This is a genomic window from Pseudomonadaceae bacterium SI-3 (assembly GCA_004010935.1).
Lineage (GTDB): Bacteria > Pseudomonadota > Gammaproteobacteria > Pseudomonadales > Pseudomonadaceae > Stutzerimonas.
The window spans coordinates 4271538-4291727 of record CP026511.1; the positions used below are offsets into that span (position 1 = coordinate 4271538).

The 20190-nt window shown below is 60.2% G+C and carries 21 protein-coding genes; 6 read left to right on the forward strand and 15 right to left on the reverse strand.

Features of this window, described 5'->3' with window-relative positions; all coding sequences use genetic code 11:
- Nucleotides 1-15: 15 nt before the first annotated feature.
- Together C1896_19905 and C1896_19910 are read left to right on the forward strand one after the other, a co-directional pair.
- On the forward strand, nucleotides 16-1140 hold the full coding sequence (locus C1896_19905; protein ID AZZ46990.1) for a peptidase: 1125 nt from the start codon (nucleotides 16-18) through the stop codon (nucleotides 1138-1140).
- Complete coding sequence (locus C1896_19910) at nucleotides 1137-1346, forward strand: hypothetical protein (GenBank protein ID AZZ46991.1); 210 nt, start codon at nucleotides 1137-1139, stop codon at nucleotides 1344-1346. The genes C1896_19905 and C1896_19910 overlap by 4 nt, the downstream gene beginning before the upstream one ends.
- A gap of 117 nt (nucleotides 1347-1463) precedes the next feature.
- Here the strand turns inward: C1896_19910 and C1896_19915 are convergent, their stop codons facing one another.
- The 4 genes from C1896_19915 to C1896_19930 all read right to left on the reverse strand — a co-directional run bounded on the left by C1896_19915 (nucleotide 1464) and on the right by C1896_19930 (nucleotide 5289).
- Nucleotides 1464-1985 (reverse strand): hypothetical protein, encoded by a 522-nt coding sequence (locus tag C1896_19915; GenBank protein AZZ46992.1) that lies wholly within the window; start codon nucleotides 1983-1985, stop codon nucleotides 1464-1466.
- A gap of 97 nt (nucleotides 1986-2082) precedes the next feature.
- Nucleotides 2083-3852, reverse strand: a complete 1770-nt coding sequence (locus C1896_19920; GenBank protein ID AZZ46993.1) for a cation acetate symporter — start codon at nucleotides 3850-3852, stop codon at nucleotides 2083-2085.
- Nucleotides 3853-3857: 5 nt separating this feature from the next.
- A complete protein-coding gene (locus C1896_19925) occupies nucleotides 3858-4124 on the reverse strand; it encodes a DUF4212 domain-containing protein (protein ID AZZ46994.1) in 267 nt (88 codons plus the stop codon).
- Nucleotides 4125-4767: 643 nt separating this feature from the next.
- Complete coding sequence (locus tag C1896_19930) at nucleotides 4768-5289, reverse strand: ATP-dependent zinc protease (protein AZZ46995.1); 522 nt, start codon at nucleotides 5287-5289, stop codon at nucleotides 4768-4770.
- Between the two features lie 144 nt (nucleotides 5290-5433).
- On the opposite strand from C1896_19930, the gene C1896_19935 reads away from it, so the two are divergent.
- A complete protein-coding gene (locus C1896_19935; GenBank protein ID AZZ46996.1) occupies nucleotides 5434-6813 on the forward strand; it encodes an ATP-dependent RNA helicase DbpA in 1380 nt (459 codons plus the stop codon).
- Nucleotides 6814-6938: 125 nt separating this feature from the next.
- Here C1896_19935 and C1896_19940 read toward each other — a convergent pair whose 3' ends face one another.
- Nucleotides 6939-8420 (reverse strand): DUF839 domain-containing protein, encoded by a 1482-nt coding sequence (locus C1896_19940; protein ID AZZ46997.1) that lies wholly within the window; start codon nucleotides 8418-8420, stop codon nucleotides 6939-6941.
- A 193-nt stretch (nucleotides 8421-8613) separates the two neighbouring features.
- On the opposite strand from C1896_19940, the gene yccS reads away from it, so the two are divergent.
- Nucleotides 8614-10800 (forward strand): TIGR01666 family membrane protein, encoded by a 2187-nt coding sequence (gene yccS / locus C1896_19945; GenBank protein ID AZZ46998.1) that lies wholly within the window; start codon nucleotides 8614-8616, stop codon nucleotides 10798-10800.
- On the opposite strand, the gene C1896_19950 is transcribed toward yccS, so the two are convergent.
- Nucleotides 10791-11519: an amino acid ABC transporter substrate-binding protein gene (locus C1896_19950; GenBank protein ID AZZ47748.1), complete on the reverse strand. Its 729-nt coding sequence runs from the start codon at nucleotides 11517-11519 to the stop codon at nucleotides 10791-10793. The genes yccS and C1896_19950 overlap by 10 nt on opposite strands.
- 188 nt (nucleotides 11520-11707) lie before the next feature.
- Here C1896_19950 and C1896_19955 point away from each other — a divergent pair, with 188 nt between their 5' ends.
- Entirely contained in the window at nucleotides 11708-12889 is a 1182-nt protein-coding gene (locus C1896_19955) for an aminoacetone oxidase family FAD-binding enzyme (GenBank protein ID AZZ46999.1), read from the forward strand.
- Between the two features lie 4 nt (nucleotides 12890-12893).
- On the opposite strand, the gene C1896_19960 is transcribed toward C1896_19955, so the two are convergent.
- From C1896_19960 to C1896_19985, 6 genes are all read right to left on the reverse strand, one after another.
- The gene (locus C1896_19960) at nucleotides 12894-13082 is read right to left on the reverse strand and encodes a hypothetical protein (GenBank protein ID AZZ47000.1); all 189 of its coding nucleotides are present in this window, start codon (nucleotides 13080-13082) and stop codon (nucleotides 12894-12896) included.
- Between the two features lie 76 nt (nucleotides 13083-13158).
- Nucleotides 13159-13464, reverse strand: coding sequence for a hypothetical protein (locus C1896_19965; protein AZZ47001.1), 306 nt, complete (start codon nucleotides 13462-13464; stop codon nucleotides 13159-13161).
- A gap of 155 nt (nucleotides 13465-13619) precedes the next feature.
- Nucleotides 13620-15830 carry a hypothetical protein gene (locus C1896_19970; GenBank protein ID AZZ47002.1) on the reverse strand — a complete coding sequence of 737 codons (2211 nt, stop codon included), beginning with the start codon at nucleotides 15828-15830 and terminating at the stop codon, nucleotides 13620-13622.
- A gap of 207 nt (nucleotides 15831-16037) precedes the next feature.
- A complete protein-coding gene (locus C1896_19975) occupies nucleotides 16038-16511 on the reverse strand; it encodes a hemerythrin domain-containing protein (protein ID AZZ47003.1) in 474 nt (157 codons plus the stop codon).
- A 115-nt stretch (nucleotides 16512-16626) separates the two neighbouring features.
- Nucleotides 16627-16905 (reverse strand): DUF3509 domain-containing protein, encoded by a 279-nt coding sequence (locus C1896_19980; protein AZZ47004.1) that lies wholly within the window; start codon nucleotides 16903-16905, stop codon nucleotides 16627-16629.
- A 201-nt stretch (nucleotides 16906-17106) separates the two neighbouring features.
- Complete coding sequence (locus C1896_19985; GenBank protein ID AZZ47005.1) at nucleotides 17107-17727, reverse strand: SAM-dependent methyltransferase; 621 nt, start codon at nucleotides 17725-17727, stop codon at nucleotides 17107-17109.
- A 217-nt stretch (nucleotides 17728-17944) separates the two neighbouring features.
- Here C1896_19985 and C1896_19990 point away from each other — a divergent pair, with 217 nt between their 5' ends.
- The gene (locus C1896_19990; GenBank protein AZZ47006.1) at nucleotides 17945-18352 is read left to right on the forward strand and encodes a hypothetical protein; all 408 of its coding nucleotides are present in this window, start codon (nucleotides 17945-17947) and stop codon (nucleotides 18350-18352) included.
- A gap of 44 nt (nucleotides 18353-18396) precedes the next feature.
- On the opposite strand, the gene fba is transcribed toward C1896_19990, so the two are convergent.
- The 3 genes from fba to C1896_20005 all read right to left on the reverse strand — a co-directional run bounded on the left by fba (nucleotide 18397) and on the right by C1896_20005 (nucleotide 20174).
- Nucleotides 18397-19461 (reverse strand): fructose-bisphosphate aldolase class II, encoded by a 1065-nt coding sequence (gene fba, locus C1896_19995; protein AZZ47007.1) that lies wholly within the window; start codon nucleotides 19459-19461, stop codon nucleotides 18397-18399.
- A 168-nt stretch (nucleotides 19462-19629) separates the two neighbouring features.
- Entirely contained in the window at nucleotides 19630-19962 is a 333-nt protein-coding gene (locus tag C1896_20000; GenBank protein AZZ47008.1) for a hypothetical protein, read from the reverse strand.
- A gap of 17 nt (nucleotides 19963-19979) precedes the next feature.
- A complete protein-coding gene (locus C1896_20005; protein AZZ47749.1) occupies nucleotides 19980-20174 on the reverse strand; it encodes a hypothetical protein in 195 nt (64 codons plus the stop codon).
- Between the last annotated feature and the right edge of the window lie 16 nt (nucleotides 20175-20190).

The window sequence follows — 20190 nt, forward strand, 5'->3', positions numbered from 1 at the left end:
CATTCTGGAGTCATGATGAAAAGCAAAACCATCCGCCGCTGGTCCTTCGTCCATACCTGGACCAGCCTGATCTGCACGCTGTTTCTACTCTTACTGGCGGTCACCGGATTGCCGTTGATCTTCCATCACGAACTGGAACATCTGCTTGGCGAGGCGCCTGAGTTGCGTGAGATGGCACCCGATACGCCGCATCTCGATCTGCAGCAGTTGGTGACAGCCGCCGAGCGGCACCGCGAGGGTGAGGTGGTGCAGTATTTCGGTTGGGAAGCGGACGAGCCTAACGGTGTTGTGGCGATTACCGCTGCAACAGCCGGCACCGAACCCAACTCTTCCTACACCTTCATGCTCGATGCCCGTAGCGGCGAAGCGGTCGAAATGCCGGCGGCTAACGGCGGCCTGATGATGTTTTTCCTGCGCATGCATGTCGACATGTTTGCAGGGCTGCCCGGCAAGCTGTTCCTGGCCTTCATGGGCCTGCTGTTTATCGTGGCAATCATTTCAGGCGTCGTGCTTTATGCGCCATTCATGCGTCGGCTTCAGTTCGCTCAGGTACGTCACGGTCGCTCCAACCGGACTCGCTGGCTGGATCTGCACAACCTGATCGGTGTGGTAACGCTCAGTTGGGCGCTGGTAGTGGGTATTACCGGCGTGGTCAGCGCCTGCGCCGACCTCGTGATCGAGGCTTGGCGCGCCGACTCGCTCGCGTCAATGCTCGCGCCCTACCGTGATGCGCCAGCGCTGACGTCGCGCGCCCCGGCAAGCGACCTTCTGCAAATCGCCGCCCAAGCAGCACCGGGTATGCAGCCGGACTTCATCGCCTTTCCGGGCACGCGCTTTTCCAGCGAGCATCACTACACCATATTCATGAATGGCAGCAGCCATCTGACCTCACACCTGCTTACCCCCGTACTGATCGATGCGCAGACACTGGAGGTCACAGCCGTTGGCGAGCGGCCTTGGTACATGGATGCCTTGGGCCTGTCACAACCACTGCACTTCGGTGACTACGGCGGTCGGCCGATGCAGATTCTGTGGGGAGTGCTTGATGTGCTGACCATCATCGTACTGGGTAGCGGGCTTTATCTATGGTGGGTTAGGCGCCACGGCGGGCGAGTGGCCGCTCGAGAGGTGTCGGAATGAGCTGGCGCAAATCGACCTTCTTGCTGCCGGGATTGATAGCCGTGCTCGGCCTAGCCGGTCTTTTCGCTGCGTTGCTGGGGGATGGCTGGTGGGATGCACTTGCCTGGCTCGGCCTAGGCCTTCCGGCAGCGCTCGGCGCATGGCCGCTGCTGCGCTGTCGGATGGCAGCATCCGCCAGAACTGCGCAGCCTGTAATCAAGGATTGAGTTCCTGAAAGCCTCGGCCGGCCGCCCGACCTAGACTGGCCAGACGTTGCCTCCAACGCAGCGCTGCGCCCCAGCAACGGGCTCAGCGGCGTGATGGATCCAATCTTCCGCCGAGGCTTAACGCGAATCGGCACCGCAGATGCGTTGAAACAGCGGCGAATCGGCGTCCAACTCGGTCAAGGTTTCGGCTTTGGCCTGACCCGCCTCGTTCAGCCTGAACATGGCCTTTTCCGCGCATATCAGCTGATAACGTCCACTGACTACGGTGGACATCAGGTGCTGTTTATCGAAGCGATACAGGACAAAGCGTGCAATGCGGCCCTGATTCGTATCCTGGATCTGCGCGTTTGCCTGATCGAGCACCGTGTAGCTCAAGGGCATCGGGTACATCATGGTCCAGGGGCGCCACAACATTTCCCCCTCTTCGCTCGAAACAACCACGGTCCCTTCCGGTAAGCGGGCCTGTTTGGTTTCGAACCAGGTGTATTCGTAATGGATGGTGTAACTCAGCATTCCCAGACCTGCACAGACAGGAATGATCCATTTCGGCACTCGCTTGCGCGTCAGTGAGCGCAGCAGCAGCCCGATGCCTGCACCCGCTACACCAGCGACGATTGCCGCGATTAGATGCCAGAACATATACAACTCCCCTAAAAAAATCGGGCTTCCATATGGAAGCCCGACTTGTACCTCAACCTTGTGCCAGAACGAGTCTGACGTCCGGCTGCATTATCAGTTAGTGATCAAGCGCAACGCCAGCACCCTTAGGAGTACGAACGCTCTCGACCAGATCCTGAATCTCCTGCGGCGGAGCCTCGGTAGCCATCGACACAGCGTAGGCAACAGCGAAGTTCAGCATCGCACCTACCGCACCGAAGGCCTGCGGCGAGATGCCCATCCACCACTGATCAGGCGTGTTGGGGATGCTTGCAGTGCCAGGGATGAAGAACCAGCCCAGGTACAGGAAGATGTACACGGCGGTGGAAACCACACCAACCAGCATTCCTGCGACAGCGCCCTTGCTGTTCACACGCTTGGAGAAGATACCCATCATCAGCGCCGGGAACAGACTCGCTGCCGCAAGACCGAACGCCAGGGCGACGACCTGAGCCGCAAAGCCCGGAGGATTCAGGCCCAGCCAAGTCGCCAGCAGAATCGCTGCGGTCATGGCTAGACGGGCGGCCAGCATTTCGTTCTTCTCACTGATCTTTGGATTGATCAGTGTCTTGATCAGGTCATGACTGATAGCAGAGGAGATCGCCAGCAGCAGACCCGCAGCAGTTGAGAGCGCAGCAGCGATAGCACCGGCAGCGATCAGACCGATGACCCAGCCCGGCAGGTTGGCGATTTCCGGGTTGGCCAGAACAATGATGTCGTTGTTCACGGTCAGCTCGTTGCCATTCCAGCCACGCTCAGTAGCAGTCGGGGTGAAGGCGGCGTTGGTGTCGTTGTACATCTGCACACGACCGTCAGCGTTCTTGTCTTCCCAAGCGATCAGACCAGTCTTTTCCCAAGTCTGGATCCACTCTGGACGATCTTCGTAGCGGATCGCTTCGGCCTGTGGACCTTCCGGATAGATGGTCTGTACCAGGTTCAGGCGTGCCATGGAGGCAACAGCCGGCGCGGTGAGGTACAACAGAGCGATGAAGATCAGCGTCCAGCCAGCGGACCAACGGGCGTCAGCCACCTTCGGCACGGTGAAGAAGCGGATGATCACGTGTGGCAGACCAGCGGTACCGATCATCAGCGACAGGGTGAACAGGAACATGTTCAGCTTGTTGTCGACGTCCGCAGTGTAAGCGGCGAAGCCGAGGTCAGTGACCACCTGGTTCAGTTTCTCGAGCAGCGGCATACCGGATTCGGTATGGGTGCTGAACATGCCGAACATCGGGATCGGGTTGCCCGTCAGCTGCATGGCAATGAACACGGCCGGAATAGTGTAGGCAATGATCAGAACCACGTATTGCGCCACCTGGGTGTAGGTGATGCCCTTCATGCCGCCGAATACCGCATAGGCGAACACGATCACAGCAGCAATCCAGATACCGGTGGAGTTGCTCACTTCGAGGAAGCGAGAGAACGCCACACCGGCACCAGCCATCTGGCCGATTACGTATGTTACGGAGATCAGGATAAGGCAGACGACTGCAGTCAGGCGCGCACCACGGCTGTAGAAACGGTCACCGATGAAGTCCGGAACCGTGAACTTGCCGAACTTGCGCAGGTAGGGCGCCAACAGCATCGCCAGCAGCACGTAGCCACCGGTCCAGCCCATCAGGTACGCCGAAGTGGCATAACCGCCGGAGGCGATCAGACCTGCCATGGAAATGAAGGAAGCTGCAGACATCCAGTCTGCCGCCGTTGCCATGCCGTTGGTTACCGGGTGAACGCCACCACCAGCGACATAGAATTCTTTGGTCGAACCGGCGCGGGCCCAGATCGCGATCCCGATATAAAGCAGGAAGGACGCGCCCACGAACGACATGTTGATCCAATATTGGCTCATTCTAGTTACTCCTCAACCCCGAATTCCTTGTCCAGTTTGTTCAGCCGCCACGCGTAGTGGAAGATGATCAAAATGAACGTAATGATGGAACCCTGTTGAGCGAACCAGAACCCCAGGTCAGTTCCCCCGACCGGGATACCCGCCAGCAAAGGGCGCAGAAGAATGGCGAAACCATATGAGACAAGAGCCCAAACTACCAAGCTCCATGTTATGAGGCGAACATTCGCCTTCCAGTACGCATCAGCATTTTTTTTGTCGTCGTCGTCGGCCATGACGTTCTCCGTCTTATTTTTATTACGGGTGAAGGGAACCACATCGTGAATTTAGCAAGGATGTGTCGTGAAAAGATAGCCCCGACTTTAGTCTGACGGGCTCTAGAACAAGCGCTAAAACGACACCCCAACCGTCGCCTGACCGTCCCATATCCTCCCCGCAGGCCATATGCCAGCGCACTAGTAGTGCCTGAAGACACGCGACCCTCAAGCCATACACTGAGCGCTTCTGCCAACACCTCAGCGAAATGGAACCCAATCTTTCGAGCCGCTTGCCGCGCGCAGAGGATCATTATTACCTGACCCAGCGGTCACGAAACAAAACAAGCGTTGAACTAAGGTTTGTAATCGCCGAATACTAGTTATTAAACAGAGACCGGAAATGATAAAGCGTGAGACGACTTATATTTATCGCTCACATATGGCACGAAAATAAGTGCACCAATAAAGATGCGCAAATTAAATAACACCCCAAGATTATGCTTTGATTACAAGCCGACTCAGGCTCGTCGACGATATAGTCGTTAATACGCATCGCTAAGTGCGAATCTGATTGCGACAAACCATAGGGGTCAAATGGGTGCGTCGGGCGCGGGAGGCTATTACCATCCGCGCCCGCTTGGCTCGCAGGAAGCGAGCCGAACTAGCAGGTGGGACGCCCAGCCGTATACTTCTGGGCAGGGTCAATTGCCGCTTCCAGGTCGCGAATCGCCGTCGCACCTATCAATAGCGGATAGCGGAAGTGGCTACGGTCGGTCAGGTTGACCTCGGTTTCGCGTAGCTGGTCACCGATGCATAACTGCATCTCGACAACCGGCCGCTCGGCTACATCTGGCCCACGCTCCACATCGGTGTCGTCGTCCGGGTCGACCGCCTCTTCTTTGCGGGTCTTGATTTCGGCGATTCGCGCCAGCCGATGCTCATATAGCGTGTCGTCAGCGCCTTCGACTGCCAGGCGGAATCTCACCCAGTCTTCACCATCTCGCTCGAATCGTTCGATATCACGTGCCGACAGCGAAGCCGTCATGGCACCGGTGTCCATCTTCGCCTTGAGGGTCTTGCCGAGGTCTTCGATCTTGATCTGCTCATAGCGGCCGAACAGCGTTGGCTCAGCGGCAACGGCGGGAAGGGTTAAAGCGCTCAATAGCAACAACAAACGGGACAAAACGGCCTCCTGACTCTGTATTGACTTCAGTGGGACCGGCTGTCGCCGCGATCCGTTCCGCCCGTGGTGCCGGGCCATCGGCAGCACGCGTGGATGCGGGCCGCCTGTTAGACTGCGCCTCACTTTTTCTAGCAGATCAATACCGTGCCCAGTTCAGCCTTCGCCACCCTGCCCCTCAGCCCTGCAACGCTGGCCAACCTCGACGCGCTCGGCTATGCCGAAATGACGCCGATTCAGGCGCAAAGCCTGCCGGTCATGCTTAAAGGTATGGACCTTATCGCGCAGGCGAAGACCGGCAGCGGCAAGACCGCCGCCTTCGGTATTGCCCTGCTGGAACCAATCAACCCGCGCTATTTCGGTTGCCAGTCACTGGTTCTTTGCCCGACTCGCGAACTGGCCGATCAGGTCGCCAAGGAGCTGCGCCGACTAGCGCGCTCGGCAGACAACATCAAGATCCTGACGCTTTGCGGCGGCGTGTCCATCGGCCCGCAAATCGGCTCGCTGGAACATGGCGCCCATGTCATCGTCGGCACGCCTGGGCGCGTTCAGGAACACTTGAAGAAGGGCTCACTGAAACTCGACGGCCTGAACAAGCTGATCCTCGACGAAGCCGACCGCATGCTCGATATGGGTTTCTACGATGCGATTGCCGAGATCATCGGGCAGACTCCGACCAAGCGGCAAACCCTGCTGTTCTCGGCAACCTACCCCACCGGCATCAAGCAACTCGCATCGACCTTCATGCGCGATCCGCAGCAGGTCAAGGTCGAAGCCCTGCATGACGACACCCAAATCGAGCAGCGCTTCTACGAGATCGATCCCGAGGCGCGCATGCAGGCGGTTATTCGCATCCTCGCCAGCTTCCGACCCGAGACCTGCGTGGCCTTCTGCTTTACCAAGCAGCAGTGCCAGGAATTGGTCGACGCCCTCACCGAAAAGGGTATCTCTGCCATGGCGCTGAACGGCGATCTGGAGCAGCGCGACCGCGATCAGGTGCTGGCGATGTTCAGCAACCGCAGCCTGTCGGTGCTGGTCGCGACCGATGTGGCGGCCCGCGGATTGGATATCGACGCGCTGGACATGGTGATTAACGTCGAGCTGGCGCGTGATTCCGAAATCCACATCCACCGGGTTGGGCGTACCGGTCGCGCCGGCAAGAAAGGCATCGCCATCAGCCTCGTCGCCCCGGCCGAAGGCCACCGCGCCCAGGCGATCGAGGACCGGCAGAAAGCGCCGCTCAATTGGCAGCCCCTGAGTGATCTGAAAGTGCAGCCAGGCGAACCGCTGCAGCCGCCAATGGTGACGCTGTGCATCGGCGCAGGCCGCAAGGACAAGCTGCGGCCCGGCGACATCCTTGGTGCACTGACAGGCGATGCGGGGATTCCCGGCAAGCAGGTGGGCAAGATCGCGATTTTTGACTTTCAGGCGTTTGTCGCCGTCGAGCGCGACCTGGCCAAGCAAGCAATGAATCGCCTGAACTCCGGCAAGATCAAGGGGCGTTCATTGAAGGTCAGGCAGCTTTAAGCTGAATGTAGGGTGGATCACGCTTCTCCGATCCACCGGCGACGGCGGACGTAAGAAGCGACGTCCACCCTACAAACTAAACAAGTCCGATCAGCTCCTTCTGATCGGGCTCATCAGAACTGGACTTACAGCGAACCGCGAGCCCAGGGACCCCAGATGGCAAAGGTGATGCCGGGGGTCTGGATGTTGACGAACAGGAAGTGTCCGGTCGGATCGAAGCAGGCGCCGCAGAATTCACGGTTGCGGTAGTCGCCGCCCGAAGCGTTCTTCCCGGCCGCAGCGGCCTGGACGTCATCGAACACCACGTTGTTCTTGGCGAAGATGTACGCCTCCCCCGCGGTGGTCAGGCCCAGCAGGCGTTCGCCAAAGCCGAAAGCGTCCTGCACACCACCACCGTCTTCGCACAGAAGCACACCGCCGCGCGGGCTGACCGTAATGTTGTCCGGGTTGTTGGCGATTTCGGCGTCGGTGGACGCGAAGATGCAGGTCAAGCGGTCGTTCGCCAGATCGTGCACCCACACCGCCCCACGGCCGTAACCGGGGCGGCCCTGACTGTCGGTACCGGCACTGGTGTCGACAATGTAGAGCTTGCCCTCGCTGTACCAAATCCCTTCGCCGCGGCTCATGCTCAGGCCGCCGGCCTGACGCGCCTGAACATAAGGGCCGCTGCCTTCGGGCTGAGGCTCGAGGTCCGGATTCGATATTTCCACCCATTCCAGCTGATAGCTGTCGCCCTGCTTCGGCGCATGCAGGTCGATCAACGCACGATTACGCACCCGAGCGGCTTGCAGTATTCCACCCGAGGCAAGTGAACCTGGCTGCTGGCTCGCATCAGTGGGGATATAGCGGTAATAGCCGGATTGGTTGCGGGCGTCTTCCGTCAAATAGACATAGCTGTTACGCGGGTCCACTGCGACCGCTTCGTGGCGGAAGCGACCCATCTGCACGATCGGCTGGCCAGTGGTCAGCGCCGGGTCGGCCGTCACCTCAAACACATAGCCGTGGGCGCGACCACCCACGCTGCGGTAGTCAGAGGTGTTCTCTTCACAGGTTAACCAGGTGCCCCAAGGCGTGACACCGCCGGCGCAGTTGGTACGGGTTCCGCCGAGGCTCGGCAGGGTGCGTACCGGCTGCATGATGTCGCGGGAGACATAAAGGTTGGTGGTGCCGCCGGCCGGACGCTGGCCGTTGGACAGGGTCACGTCATCGTAGATGCCGGTGGCGTCGATCAGCGGGCCGGTGCTGGCTTCATGGTTACGCACCAGCACGATTTCCGGGCCATGCTGGCCGCGACGTACCTCGATAACGCCCATGCCGTCATGCGACGTGGGTACAGGCTGGCCGTTTTCCATCAGGTCGCCAGTCCATGAAAAGCTCTTGTACTGGAACCCGTCGGGCAGCTGGAGCAATTCCAGACCGGTGCTCAGATCCTTGGTTGGACGCAACGGGCCGTAGCTGCTGCGAACCAGGCCGGCGCCGCGACCTTGTGCGTTACGTGCAGCGAAGGCTTCGAGCGTGCCGAGAAACGGCGTGCTGGCGACGACGGCGGCGGTGATAGCGCCACCTTTTAGCAGGCTGCGGCGGCTGGCATCGTGTTCACGGTTCATGCGGTGTCCTCTTTTATAGGAATGGGAGGGGGCGGCATGAATGAAGCCTGACGAATGCGGCTAAACGATGACCGTGCGGTTTCGTTCCGATGATGCGAGACGGATGGACGGTATAAGCTTTGCTTCGATTGCCGTGACGTCAGCCCACGGCCGACGTCCTACCTTCTTCTCCCAGCCAGGTCCGACTCGTTCTATGCGCTCACCCTCGCTCAGCCATTCCCTGCGCCAGCTCTGGGCGCTGGACAAGTTCGGCTACAGCCTTCGCGTACTGATCGCACTGGCCGGCAGCATGGGATTGAGCTGGTACCTCTCCCAGCCATCGATGGCGATTCCCTTGTTCCTCGGCGTCATTGCCAGCGCCCTGGCGGAAACCGACGACAGCTGGCTAGGGCGGTTATCGGCCCTGCTGGTCACACTGCTGTGCTTCAGCATTGCCGCGGCTTCGGTGCAGCTGCTGTTCCCCTTCCCTCTGCTGTTCGCGCTCGGCATGGCGGCATCAGCGTTCGGCCTGGTGATGCTCGGTGCACTGGGCGAACGCTACGCAACCATCGCTCAGGCGACGTTGATTCTGTCGATCTACAGCATGATCGCAGCCGACCAGCGTGGCGGCGAGGCGCTGCATCCCTGGCGCGACCCGCTGCTGTTATTGGCGGGCGCGACCTGGTATGGCCTGCTTTCCGTCGTCTGGAATGCGCTCTTTGCGAACCAGCCCGTACAGCAAAGTCTGGCCCGCCTGTACCGGGAGCTGGGGCAGTACTACAAACTCAAGGCCGCCCTGTTCGAGCCGGTGCGCCAGTTGGATGTGGAAGAACGTCGCCTGCAACTGGCGCAGCAGAACGGCCGGGTGGTCAGCGCGCTGAATGCCACCAAGGAAACCCTGCTGCATCGCCTGGGCAATGGTCGGCCCGGAGCGAAGATCAGCCACTACCTCAAGCTCTACTTCCTTGCACAGGACCTGCACGAGCGCGTCAGCTCCTCGCACTATCCTTACCAGGAGCTGGCCGAGGCGTTCTTTCACAGCGACGTACTGTTTCGTTGCGGCAGACTGCTGCGCTTGCAGGGCTTGGCTTGCGTGGACCTGGCGAATGCCGTCCAGCTGCGTCAGCCGTTTCGCTACAGCGAAGCCAATGCACAGGCACTGGCGGACCTGGAGTCGTCGCTGGAACATCTGCGAATGCAGAGCAACCCGGCGTGGCGCGGGCTGTTGCGCTCACTGCGGGCATTGTCCGGCAACCTAGCAACCATGCAGCGCCAGCTGTCCACGGCGACCAACCCCGATGCCCTGGAAGGGGAACAGGACAGCAGCCTGCTGGATCGGCAGCCACAATCGATGCGGGATGCGTTCAACCGTATCCGCTTGCAGCTGACACCCACCTCGCTGCTGTTCCGCCATGCCTTGCGCATGAGTTTGGCGCTGCTTTGTGGCTATGCCGTGCTCCACACGATCCACCCCGAACAGGGTTATTGGGTATTGCTGACGACGGTGTTCGTCTGCCAGCCCAACTACGGCGCCACGCGGATCAAGCTGGTCCAGCGCGTGACGGGCACGGCACTCGGCCTGGCTGTTGGCTGGGCGCTGTTCGATCTGTTTCCCAGCCAGCAGATACAGGCGCTGTTCGCCGTGATCGCGGGCGTCGTGTTCTTCGCTGCTCGCAGCAGCCGCTACACCTTGGCGACCGCGGCGATCACGCTGCTGGTGCTGTTCTGTTTCAACCAGGTGGGTGACGGTTACGGGCTGTTCTGGCCACGGCTGGTCGACACCATCCTGGGCAGCCTGATCGCGGCGGCCGCCGTGTTCCTCGTACTGCCGGACTGGCAGGGCCGGCGCCTCAACCAGGTCGTCGCCAATACGCTCGCGCGCAGCGCCGACTATCTACGGCAAATCATGACCCAGTACGAAAGCGGCAAGCGTGATGATCTGGCGTATCGACTGGCGCGGCGCAACGCACACAACGCCGACGCGGCGCTCTCCACCACCTTGTCGAACATGCTCCTGGAACCTGGGCATTTCCGTAAGGACGCGGAAACCGGCTTTCGCTTCTTGATCCTCTCGCACACGCTGCTCAACTACCTGTCGGGCTTGGGCGCCCACCGCGAGAGTCTGCCCGACGATGCGCGTGACGAAATGCTGGAAAGCGCGGCACAGCAATTGGCGAGCAGCCTCGACGAGCTGGCCAACGGGCTGCAACACAACCAACCGGTTGCCGTTTACAGCGAAGCAGAAGAAGCGCTGGCGCAACAGCTGGAGCAGACCTCGGAAGACCTCGACGATAGCCATCGTCTGCTGCAGACCCAGCTGGGACTGATCTGCCGACAGCTGGCACCACTACGCAGCATGGCCGCGCACCTGCTGCGGCAACATCCGCAGCCTCAAGGCTGAGGCAGCGAATTCGGCGAAGGCAGACCATGGCGCGCGAAGATGGCCGCGTAGGTGCCATCCTCGACCATCGCCTCGATCTCGCGGTTGAAGGCCGCAATGATTGCAGCCTGCTGCGGATGATCATCACGCACCACCAGCGACAGATCGCGGATGCTGAATTCACCTGGTACGAAACTCAGCCCATCACTCACATCCTTGAGCGAGCCGTTGAAGTGAAACAGCACAGTACGCTCGTCCTCAAGGGCCAGATCAGCGCGATCGGCCAGCAGCATTCGAGCCGCCTGCACGAAGTTATTGGCGTAGCCTTTGTTGAGTGTTGAATCGTCTGCCAGCTCATCGCTATAGGCATAACCATTGGTTAGCACGATGTCATAAGTGCGCAGACTTTCACGTCCCTCATAGCGGATGCCCGCACCCTGCCGCTGTACCCAACGCACCCGGTTGCTCAGGAAGGGACGACTGTACGCTGCGTAGTCTGCATGCCGGGTCGTGAACCAGTCGTTGATGATGTCGTACTTGCCTTGCTGTAACCCCAGCACCACTCGCTCCCAAGGCACCTCGGTGTAGGTGACGTCATAGCCCGCGCGACCAAGCGCCGTGCGGATAAGCTCGACCGACAACCCGTCGCCGGGCAAGGTTTGGTCTGTGTAGGGCGGCCAGGCATCACCTGCCAGTCTCAGCACTTCGGCAGAAACCGACGCACTGGTCGACAGCAGCATTCCAACCATAAATTTTTTTATTGTTGTCAAAGCACTCTCCCGCACACTCATGGCGAAGCGCCACCAGCGCTAGCTAATCACAACCAGCGCCGTTTGGGATGCCCGGCTCGTCGGATGCGGGAACACCGAGCTGCAGCCAGCGAGCGGCAGGAGTACCATCGCGCATTTTCCGGGCGAGGTAGCTGGCAGTGCAGACGGACGTGATAGTAATCGGCGCAGGGGCTGCCGGGCTGATGTGCGCCTTCACAGCAGCCGCCCGGGGCAGACGGGTCCTGCTCATCGACCACGCCAACAAAGCCGGCAAAAAGATCCTCATGTCAGGCGGTGGCCGCTGCAACTTCACCAACCTCTACACCGAGCCGGCCAACTTCCTTTCCGGCAACCCGCATTTCTGCAAATCCGCGCTCGCCCGCTATACCCAGTGGGACTTCATCGAGATGGTCTGCCGTCACGGCGTGCCCTACCACGAGAAGAAGCTGGGCCAGCTGTTCTGCGATAACAAGGCGAGCGACATCCTGGATATGCTGCTGGACGAGTGCGAGCAGGCCGGCGTCGACCTTCGGCTCGAGACGGCCGTACAAACCATAGACAACGCGGATGATGGCTACCAGCTGCTGACCGATGCAGGACCGGTAACCTGCCAGTCGCTGGTGATCGCCACCGGCGGCTTGTCGATCCCGACCCTCGGTGCGAGCGCATTCGGTTATCAAGTGGCGCGGCAGTTCGGCCACACCGTGCTGCCGACCCGCGCAGGCTTGGTGCCCTTCACCATCACCGAGCCACAATTGAAGTCGATGTGCGAGGCGCTGTCAGGGACTTCAGTCGAGGATTGCCTGGTCAGCTGCAACGGCCAGAGCTTCCGCGAAAACATTCTGTTCACCCATCGCGGGCTGTCCGGCCCGGCGATTCTGCAGGTCTCCTCCTACTGGGAGCCGGGCGATGCCATCGAAATCAACCTGTTGCCGCATCTGAACCTGAGCGAGTGGCTGGACGAGCAACGCCGCGAGCGCCCCAACACCGAGCTGAAAACCCTGCTCGGCGAACTGTTCACCCGCAAAATGGCCGGACTTCTGGCAGAACACTGGTTCGTCTCTAAACCGTTGAAGCAGTATTCGGCCAATGAGCTGATCGAAATCGCCGAGCAATTGGGTTGCTGGCGCCTGGTGCCGGCAGGCACCGAGGGCTATCGGACGGCCGAGGTGACCCTCGGCGGCGTGGATACGAAGGAAGTGTCATCCAAGACGATGGAATCGCAGAAGTCACCGGGGCTGTATTTCGTCGGCGAGGTACTGGACGTCACCGGCCACCTCGGCGGCTTCAACTTCCAGTGGGCCTGGGCCTCGGGTTACGCCGCGGCGCAGTACGTCTGACCTACTACTGATTGGTCATGTTGGAAGGCGGCGAGATTTCACGCGGGCCGGCCGGGTCGGTCGCCGTGTTCTGGTACTCCTGCTGGTTCCGTTCGACATTGCGCAGCGCCGACGGCTCGTCGTCTGGCGAGCAGCCGACCAGTGTCAATGCGAGCGGAAGTGCTGCAGTGATGGCAATCAGTCTGGATTTCATATCATTTCTCCTGCCGTGCAGTGCGCCAGCCTCATGTTGGGCGGCTTCGGCACATGCATTCAGATCATTCGGAAGTTTACTGAGCAGCGCCTGACGCGCCGCGTGTGGTGTTGGGTGCGGTGCCCGCGCCGGACGCTGTGCCCAGGCCGCTGCCGTTATCCGCTGGCGCTGTGTCCATGCTGCCCTCTGCACCGGTCGCCAGCGGTGCACCAGCTTCAGGACCGGCACCCTCCCCATCATTGGAGGGTGGCGCACCCGTGAAGGGCGGCTCAGGCTTTTCGATCGCAGGTTCGGGCGTCGCTACCTCCCGATCAACGTCATCCTGTCCACAACCCACTAGAACCAGGCCAAGAACAGGGGCACACAGATAGGCCAATCGCATCAATACCTCCACGCATCTATCCCGCGAGTAGCCTGCGGGCATGAGTCAATCCTTATCAAAATTGACCCTGTAGACAGCCCGGAGTGCCCCGCCCCAGTGTCCAGGCCGCCCGACGGTTCCGAGTGGCTGCCTGCAGCTGCCGATAGGCAGGCGACCTAGGCCGACACCGCCAACTGCCAAAGCCCATCGACGCAATGGTCATGAGCGAAGCGTTGTCGCAGCGCGTCGGCCAACAGGGGTCGGCTGAATAGATAACCCTGGGCGTACTCGCAGCATTCGGCCTCGAGGAAGGCTAGATGGCTCGCCTCTTCGACGCCCTCGGCGACTACCGTCAGACCGAGGCTCTGACCCAACCCGATGATGGCCCGGCTGATCACGGCGGCATCCGCATCTTCCGCCACCCCTGCAATGAAACTGCGGTCGACCTTGAGAATGTGCAGGGGAAACTGTTTCAGATAGCCGAGCGAGCAGTAGCCAGTACCGAAATCATCCAGCGCCAGCCGCACACCGAGGTCGGCGATTTCCTGCAGGGTCATCAGCACCGCGTCGCTGTGCTGCATCAGCAGGGTCTCGGTGATCTCCAGTACCAGGCTCGAAGCGGGCAGCTGCGTCTCGCCAAGAATGGCGATGAGACGGTGGATGAAGTCGGCCTGCTGCAGCTGCCGAATCGACAAGTTCACCGAGCAGTAGAGCTGCGCCTGACCGGCCTGCTGCCAGCGTCGCACCTGCGTACAGGCCTCTCGCAACACCCACTCGCCGACCCGGACGATTTCCCGCGACTCCTCGAGTATCGGGATGAACTCCTGAGGCCCGACCGAGCGCCCGTCATGCTGCCAGCGCAACAGTGCCTCAACCCCAGCCAGATGGGCTTGCCCATCAACCAGACGGCATATCGGTTGGTAACAGAGGCTGAACTCGTTACGTTCCAGGGCTTGCGCCAAATTGCTTTCCAGCTCCAGTTGACGCTGCGCCGTGCTTTGCAGCCCTTCGCAGTACAAGGCGAACTGGTTCTTGCCGGCGTTCTTGGCGCGGTACAGCGCCAGATCGGCGGCTTGCAATGCATCTAGCGGTTTGCCGTCACGCTGTAATGGAGCGATACCGATGCTGGCACTGAGCGAAAGTGTTCGCTCAGCCAGCTGCAAGGGCGCCCGTAGCGTGTTGAGCATGCGCTGCGCGACGCGCTCCGCGTCGCTGGCGCACGCAAGGTCGCCCAGCAACGCCACGAACTCATCGCCCCCGAAACGGGCAAGGTGATCACCGGGGCGCAGGCAAGCGGAGAGACGTCGAGCAACCTCCACCAGGACCTGATCGCCGACACGGTGACCAAGGCTGTCATTGATCAGCTTGAAACGATCGACATCGACGAATAACAGCGCCGAGTCCCGTACCCCGCCCCGCTGCTGCGCGGCCTTGAGGAGCTCATCCATATGCAGACGATTCGCTAGCCCGGTGAGCGGATCGTGACGGGCCGCGTGGTGCAGACAACTTTCGGCGATCTTGCGCGCGCTGATGTTGGTTTGCGAGCCGGCCATGCGCCGCCCGCTGCGTTCGCAATGCTCGACCACGCCGCGCACCTGCACCCAGAGGTATTCGCCGTAGTGGGTTTGAATGCGGTACTCATGGTTCAACGATGCCGTGCGACCAGCCAGATGCGCGGAAATGGCTTCGCGCAATCCCGCCAGATCATCCGGATGGACCCGATTGAACCAGCTGTCGCTGGTGTATCCGGGCTCGGCGGAAAGGCCCAGCATGGCCATCCAGCGTTCGGAGAGATAGAGCTGGTCGGCATCGATGTGCCAGTCCCAGATGCCATCCTCGGTGCCCCTCATGGCACGGGCCAACCGCGCTTCACTGTCTTCCAGGGCCTGACGCTGCGCCACCGTGTAGGTGTCGATCGCAAGAATCATGTCGAAGAACACCGCCTTGAGCAGGCTGTCGAACACGCCATAGCCCGGCGCATCACCCACCAGCTCCGCCAGCATGTCGCCGAGGTACAGGCGATAGGCGCCGAGATACCACTCCAGGTCGACGCCCACACGCTGATGCACCAGCCCGACCAACAGACGATCCGTTACATAGCTACGGTCGTATGGGCCATTCCACAACCGTTCGTAATAATTTCGCTGGCTATGCTTGAGTCGTACCAGCCGCTGGGGGTCGGTAAGCAGCGCCGTCGGAACCTCGAAGGCGGCCATGTGGGTATAGAGGCGCTCAATGAACCTGGCATGCGCATCGTCCACATCGGCGGCGGCACTGTTCAACCGTGCGCCATCGCTTGACTGCCACTCTAGAAAGCGCATGCGCGTACGGATCGCATCAGGCCCGAGACCAATCCGCTTCAGCAATTCCTTTAGCTCGTCTTCCATCCGCCACCTACCCTGAAGCCGCCAAGCGTGGCTCCTTTCGTTTGACCCGCTACGAGCAGGCAATACCGCCACCAAGTAGCACTAGGCCATCAAGCCTGACAGTAGCGTTGAGCAGGGATGTTGATGTAGATCAGCGAGGCGCCGAGCGAAGCCTAGTGCTTTCGTAGGCCCGGATAGACCGGGGCATTGCGCCCCGGCATCGTTCAATCAAGCTGCCTGTTTGGCAGCAAATTCTTTCTTCAGGCGGGTCTTGAGCGCTTCCATCTGCTGCCCCATCTCGTTCAGCTTGTCTTCGCTGAACAGTTCACGCGCAGAAGGAAACATCTCGGACTCTTCTTCCTCGATGTGATGCTCGAGCAGTTCCTTGCACACTTTCACGCGCCCGGAGAATTCGAGCGTCGACGGGTCAGTTGCCTTGAGGTCAGGCAATACCAGCGAATCGACCGCACGGTGCTCCTCCTTGGCCTCGTGATACATGGTCTTTTCCTCTTTTCCGCCTGCTTCCTTGAAGGCTGGATAGAGAATCTGTTCTTCCAGCTGGGTATGGATCGACACCTCCATCTCCAGCTTTTGCAGCAACTCGGTACGGGTCTTGACCGCACGCTCGGTGGTATCGGTGAGGCGCGTCAGGATGTCTTTGACTTTCTCGTGGTCGTCAATCAACAGGTCGATGGCATTCATGGACATTTCCTCGATCAGGTTTGTGCTGCATTCAGACTCTTCGGTCCGATCGTCAGCATGGGGGAGACTTGTTTGAGAACGGCAGGCCTATGGCAGTGCAGGCCTGCCGTAGGTCTCAGGCGTACTCGTAGGTAGGTAACCCGGTGCGGCTCTGGCTCTGCAAGCGGGCAATGGCCGGCGACATTCCCGCTTCCAATGCGAGATCACGGCGGACCGAGCTGATGACCCATTCCAGCTGAATGTCGGTCTGGGTCTGGCCTTTGGACAGGGCCCGCTTGATGACATCCCTATCATCATTACGAAGTGTTAGCAGAAGCCCACCATCCGGACGGGGTGCGGTGATGACTTCGAACTCAGGAAACGCGGCAGAGAGAACTTTTTCAGCGGCAATCATTATTGTGTACTCCGGTTATGTTCCAGCGTACCTAGCTAGAGCATCGATCATGCCAACCGGTCGACCACAAAAATCCGCATCATTTCAGTGACTTGCATCACATAATAGCGTTTTGTACACATGCAAAACGCATGACGGTTACGCTTACGGCATGCATTCTGCGTTGCTGAAGAACAAAAATCGAAGTTCGCTGTCTTGCGCTCAAGCCCTGCGCCAGACGCTTGCAAGCCACGGCTGTTGCTCGCGCGGCAACCCTGACGGGCGATAGTAATGCTCCAATTCAGTGAACCCGACGGACTGCAGTAAGCGCTGCCAAGTCGGCCAGTCGTACCAGGTGCCGTAGCGAGCGCCACTCCAGCCTTCCTGATTGTCGCCACGTGGATTTGAGCAAAACAGCACGCCGGACGGACGCAGCGCCTCGCGCAGCTTCGACAAGACATGAGTGATTTCGCTGCTTGGCAGATGAAAAAGCACGGCATTGGCAAAGATGCCGTCAAAGGTTCCGCTCGGCAGATCCAGCTCCAGAAAGTTCTGGTGCAGCACCTCGCAGCCGGTGTCGGCACGTGCCATCCGGACAAAGGGCTCGGCTCCATCGACGCCAACGGCAATATGCCCCCGCTCGGTGAATGCCTTGAGGTCCCGCCCGGGCCCGCAGCCAAGATCGAGAATGCGCAGCGGCGGCTCACCATGGATATGCCGCAGCAAGGCGTCGATGTTCTGGCTGACGTCGTGGTCTCGGGTGCCCTCGCGAAACGCTTCGGCGTTGGTACGGTAATCGTCCAACGTCAGTTCTGAAATGGCACGATGATTTTCGTCAGGCATGAGCGAGCTCCGGTGATGAAGAGGCGAGCCTAACGGCACGATTGTCGATTGCCAACGCATGTGAAACCGCAGAAACCGCGTAAATGCACAGCAAAGCAGTTGACGGATAGCTGCACATCGCTGAACTTGCTGTACGGCGCTGGCTCCAACGCTGATTCGCGTGAATTAATACCCCTACGCCGCCCTATGTTCATGAAACACATCGAGAATTGCTCCGATGAGCCAAGCACCCGATAAAGTCGTTCTACTCGTCGAGGACGAACCTCACATTCTTGCCCTGCTGTCTGATTACCTCGCAGGCGAAGGCTATAAGGTATTGGAGGCGGCAGGCGCGCCGCAGGCCTTCGAGATCCTGGCGACAAAGCCGCAACTTGATTTGCTGGTGACTGACTTCCGTCTTCCTGGCGGCGTGTCCGGGGTGATGATCGCCGAACCTGCACTGAAGCTGCGCCCTGACCTCAAGGTCATCTTCATCAGCGGCTACCCAATCGAAATCTACGAATCGGGCAGCGACATCGCGCGCTCCGCACCGATTCTGGCCAAGCCTTTCTCGCTAGACACCTTGCGCAGCCAGATCCAGCAGCTATTGGCCGAACCGCGCCCCTCTGATTTAGCCCCCTCATAACGCAACGAGCCCGCACTAGGCGGGCTCGTCATCAACGCTTCGACTCAGTTGACCTTGGGGTCGAGTTCGCCGCGCGCATAACGCTCGAACATGGCGTCCAGAGAGATCGGCTTGATCTTCGAGGCGTTGCCGGCGGTGCCGAAGGCTTCGTAGCGCGCGATGCAGACATCACGCATGGCCGTTACGGTCTTGGCCAAGTACTTGCGCGGGTCGAATTCGCTGGGGTTCTTCGCCATGAATTCGCGGATCGCACCGGTGGATGCCAGACGCAGATCGGTGTCGATGTTGACCTTGCGAACGCCGTACTTGATGCCTTCGACGATTTCCTCGACCGGCACGCCGTAGGTTTCCTTGATGTCACCACCGTACTCGTTGATGATTTTCAGCCATTCCTGCGGGACCGAGGAGGAGCCATGCATTACCAGATGGGTATCCGGGATGCGCTGGTGGATCTCCTTGATGCGCTGGATCGACAGGGTGTCACCGGTTGGCGGCTTGGTGAACTTGTAGGCGCCGTGGCTGGTGCCGATGGCGATGGCCAGGGCATCGACCTTGGTCTTGGCAACAAAGTCAGCGGCTTCTTCCGGATCGGTCAGCAGCTGGCTGTGATCCAGGGTGCCTTCGGCACCGACGCCGTCTTCCTCACCAGCCATGCCGGTTTCCAGCGAGCCCAGGCATCCCAGCTCACCTTCCACCGACACGCCACAGGCGTGGGCGAAGGCGACGGTCTGCTGAGTGACGCGGACGTTGTATTCGTAATCGGACGGCGTCTTGCCGTCTTCACGCAGCGAGCCGTCCATCATGACTGAGCTGAAGCCCAGCTGGATGGAGCGCTGGCAGATGTCAGGGCTGGTGCCGTGATCCTGGTGCATGACCACCGGGATATGTGGGAATTCTTCTACCGCCGCGAGGATCAGGTGACGCAGAAACGGCGCGCCTGCGTACTTACGAGCACCGGCCGAAGCCTGGACGATCACCGGGGAGTCGGTCTTGTCGGCCGCTTCCATGATGGCTCGCATCTGCTCGAGGTTGTTTACGTTGAAGGCCGGCACGCCGTAGCCGAATTCGGCGGCGTGGTCGAGCATCTGGCGCATGCTGATGAGTGCCATGTTTTCCTTTCTCCCGGTTAGGGTCGTTTAATCATGTAAAGCCTGCCGCAGGGGCCGGCGCTGTTCAAGCACCGCGCGGTATGGCGCGGCATTGTAGTGGTGGACGGCTCAAAAGCCATCAGGCCCGGCGAAAACGCCGCAAAACAGGGAAATCGCCCGCCTTTTCGATCAGATGTTGATCAACGACGCGCTGCAACCATGGGCAAGCAGCTTGTCATCAGCCAGGCGATAGACCAGCGCGCCTGTGCCCTTGTCGTGGAAGGCCACAACGCCATCGCTATAGAAAGCACCACGGGTCACGGGTTCCTTGCGCAACCTATGGACTTGCTGACTGTCGCCGATTTTCAGCTCCACCCTCTGGCGGCTTTCATCAGCATAGCGCCAGGCAATGTTCTGCGTGCTCTTGCACTTCCAGCCTACGAAGGGTGCGTCCGGGCCGGATTGCCAGTGGCCGCACCCGGCAAGGAGCAATGCAGCAATCGAAATGAGCAGGCGTTTCATCGGTTCTCCTAGCGGGCTCAGGAACAGTCCTGGACGTCGGCAGCGGTGCCTGCAGTCGGGTCGCCAGTGCTCTGCATCTCAATGCGCTGATCGTTCTGTGCAGTCGGGCTTTGTACCGGAGGCGGGTCGATCACTTCACAGAGCGAGTCTGGTGAACCTCCGGCACAACCGGCCAGGCCAAGACAGCAAACAGCTATTGCGGCGTAACGCATGGTGAGTCTCCATTCC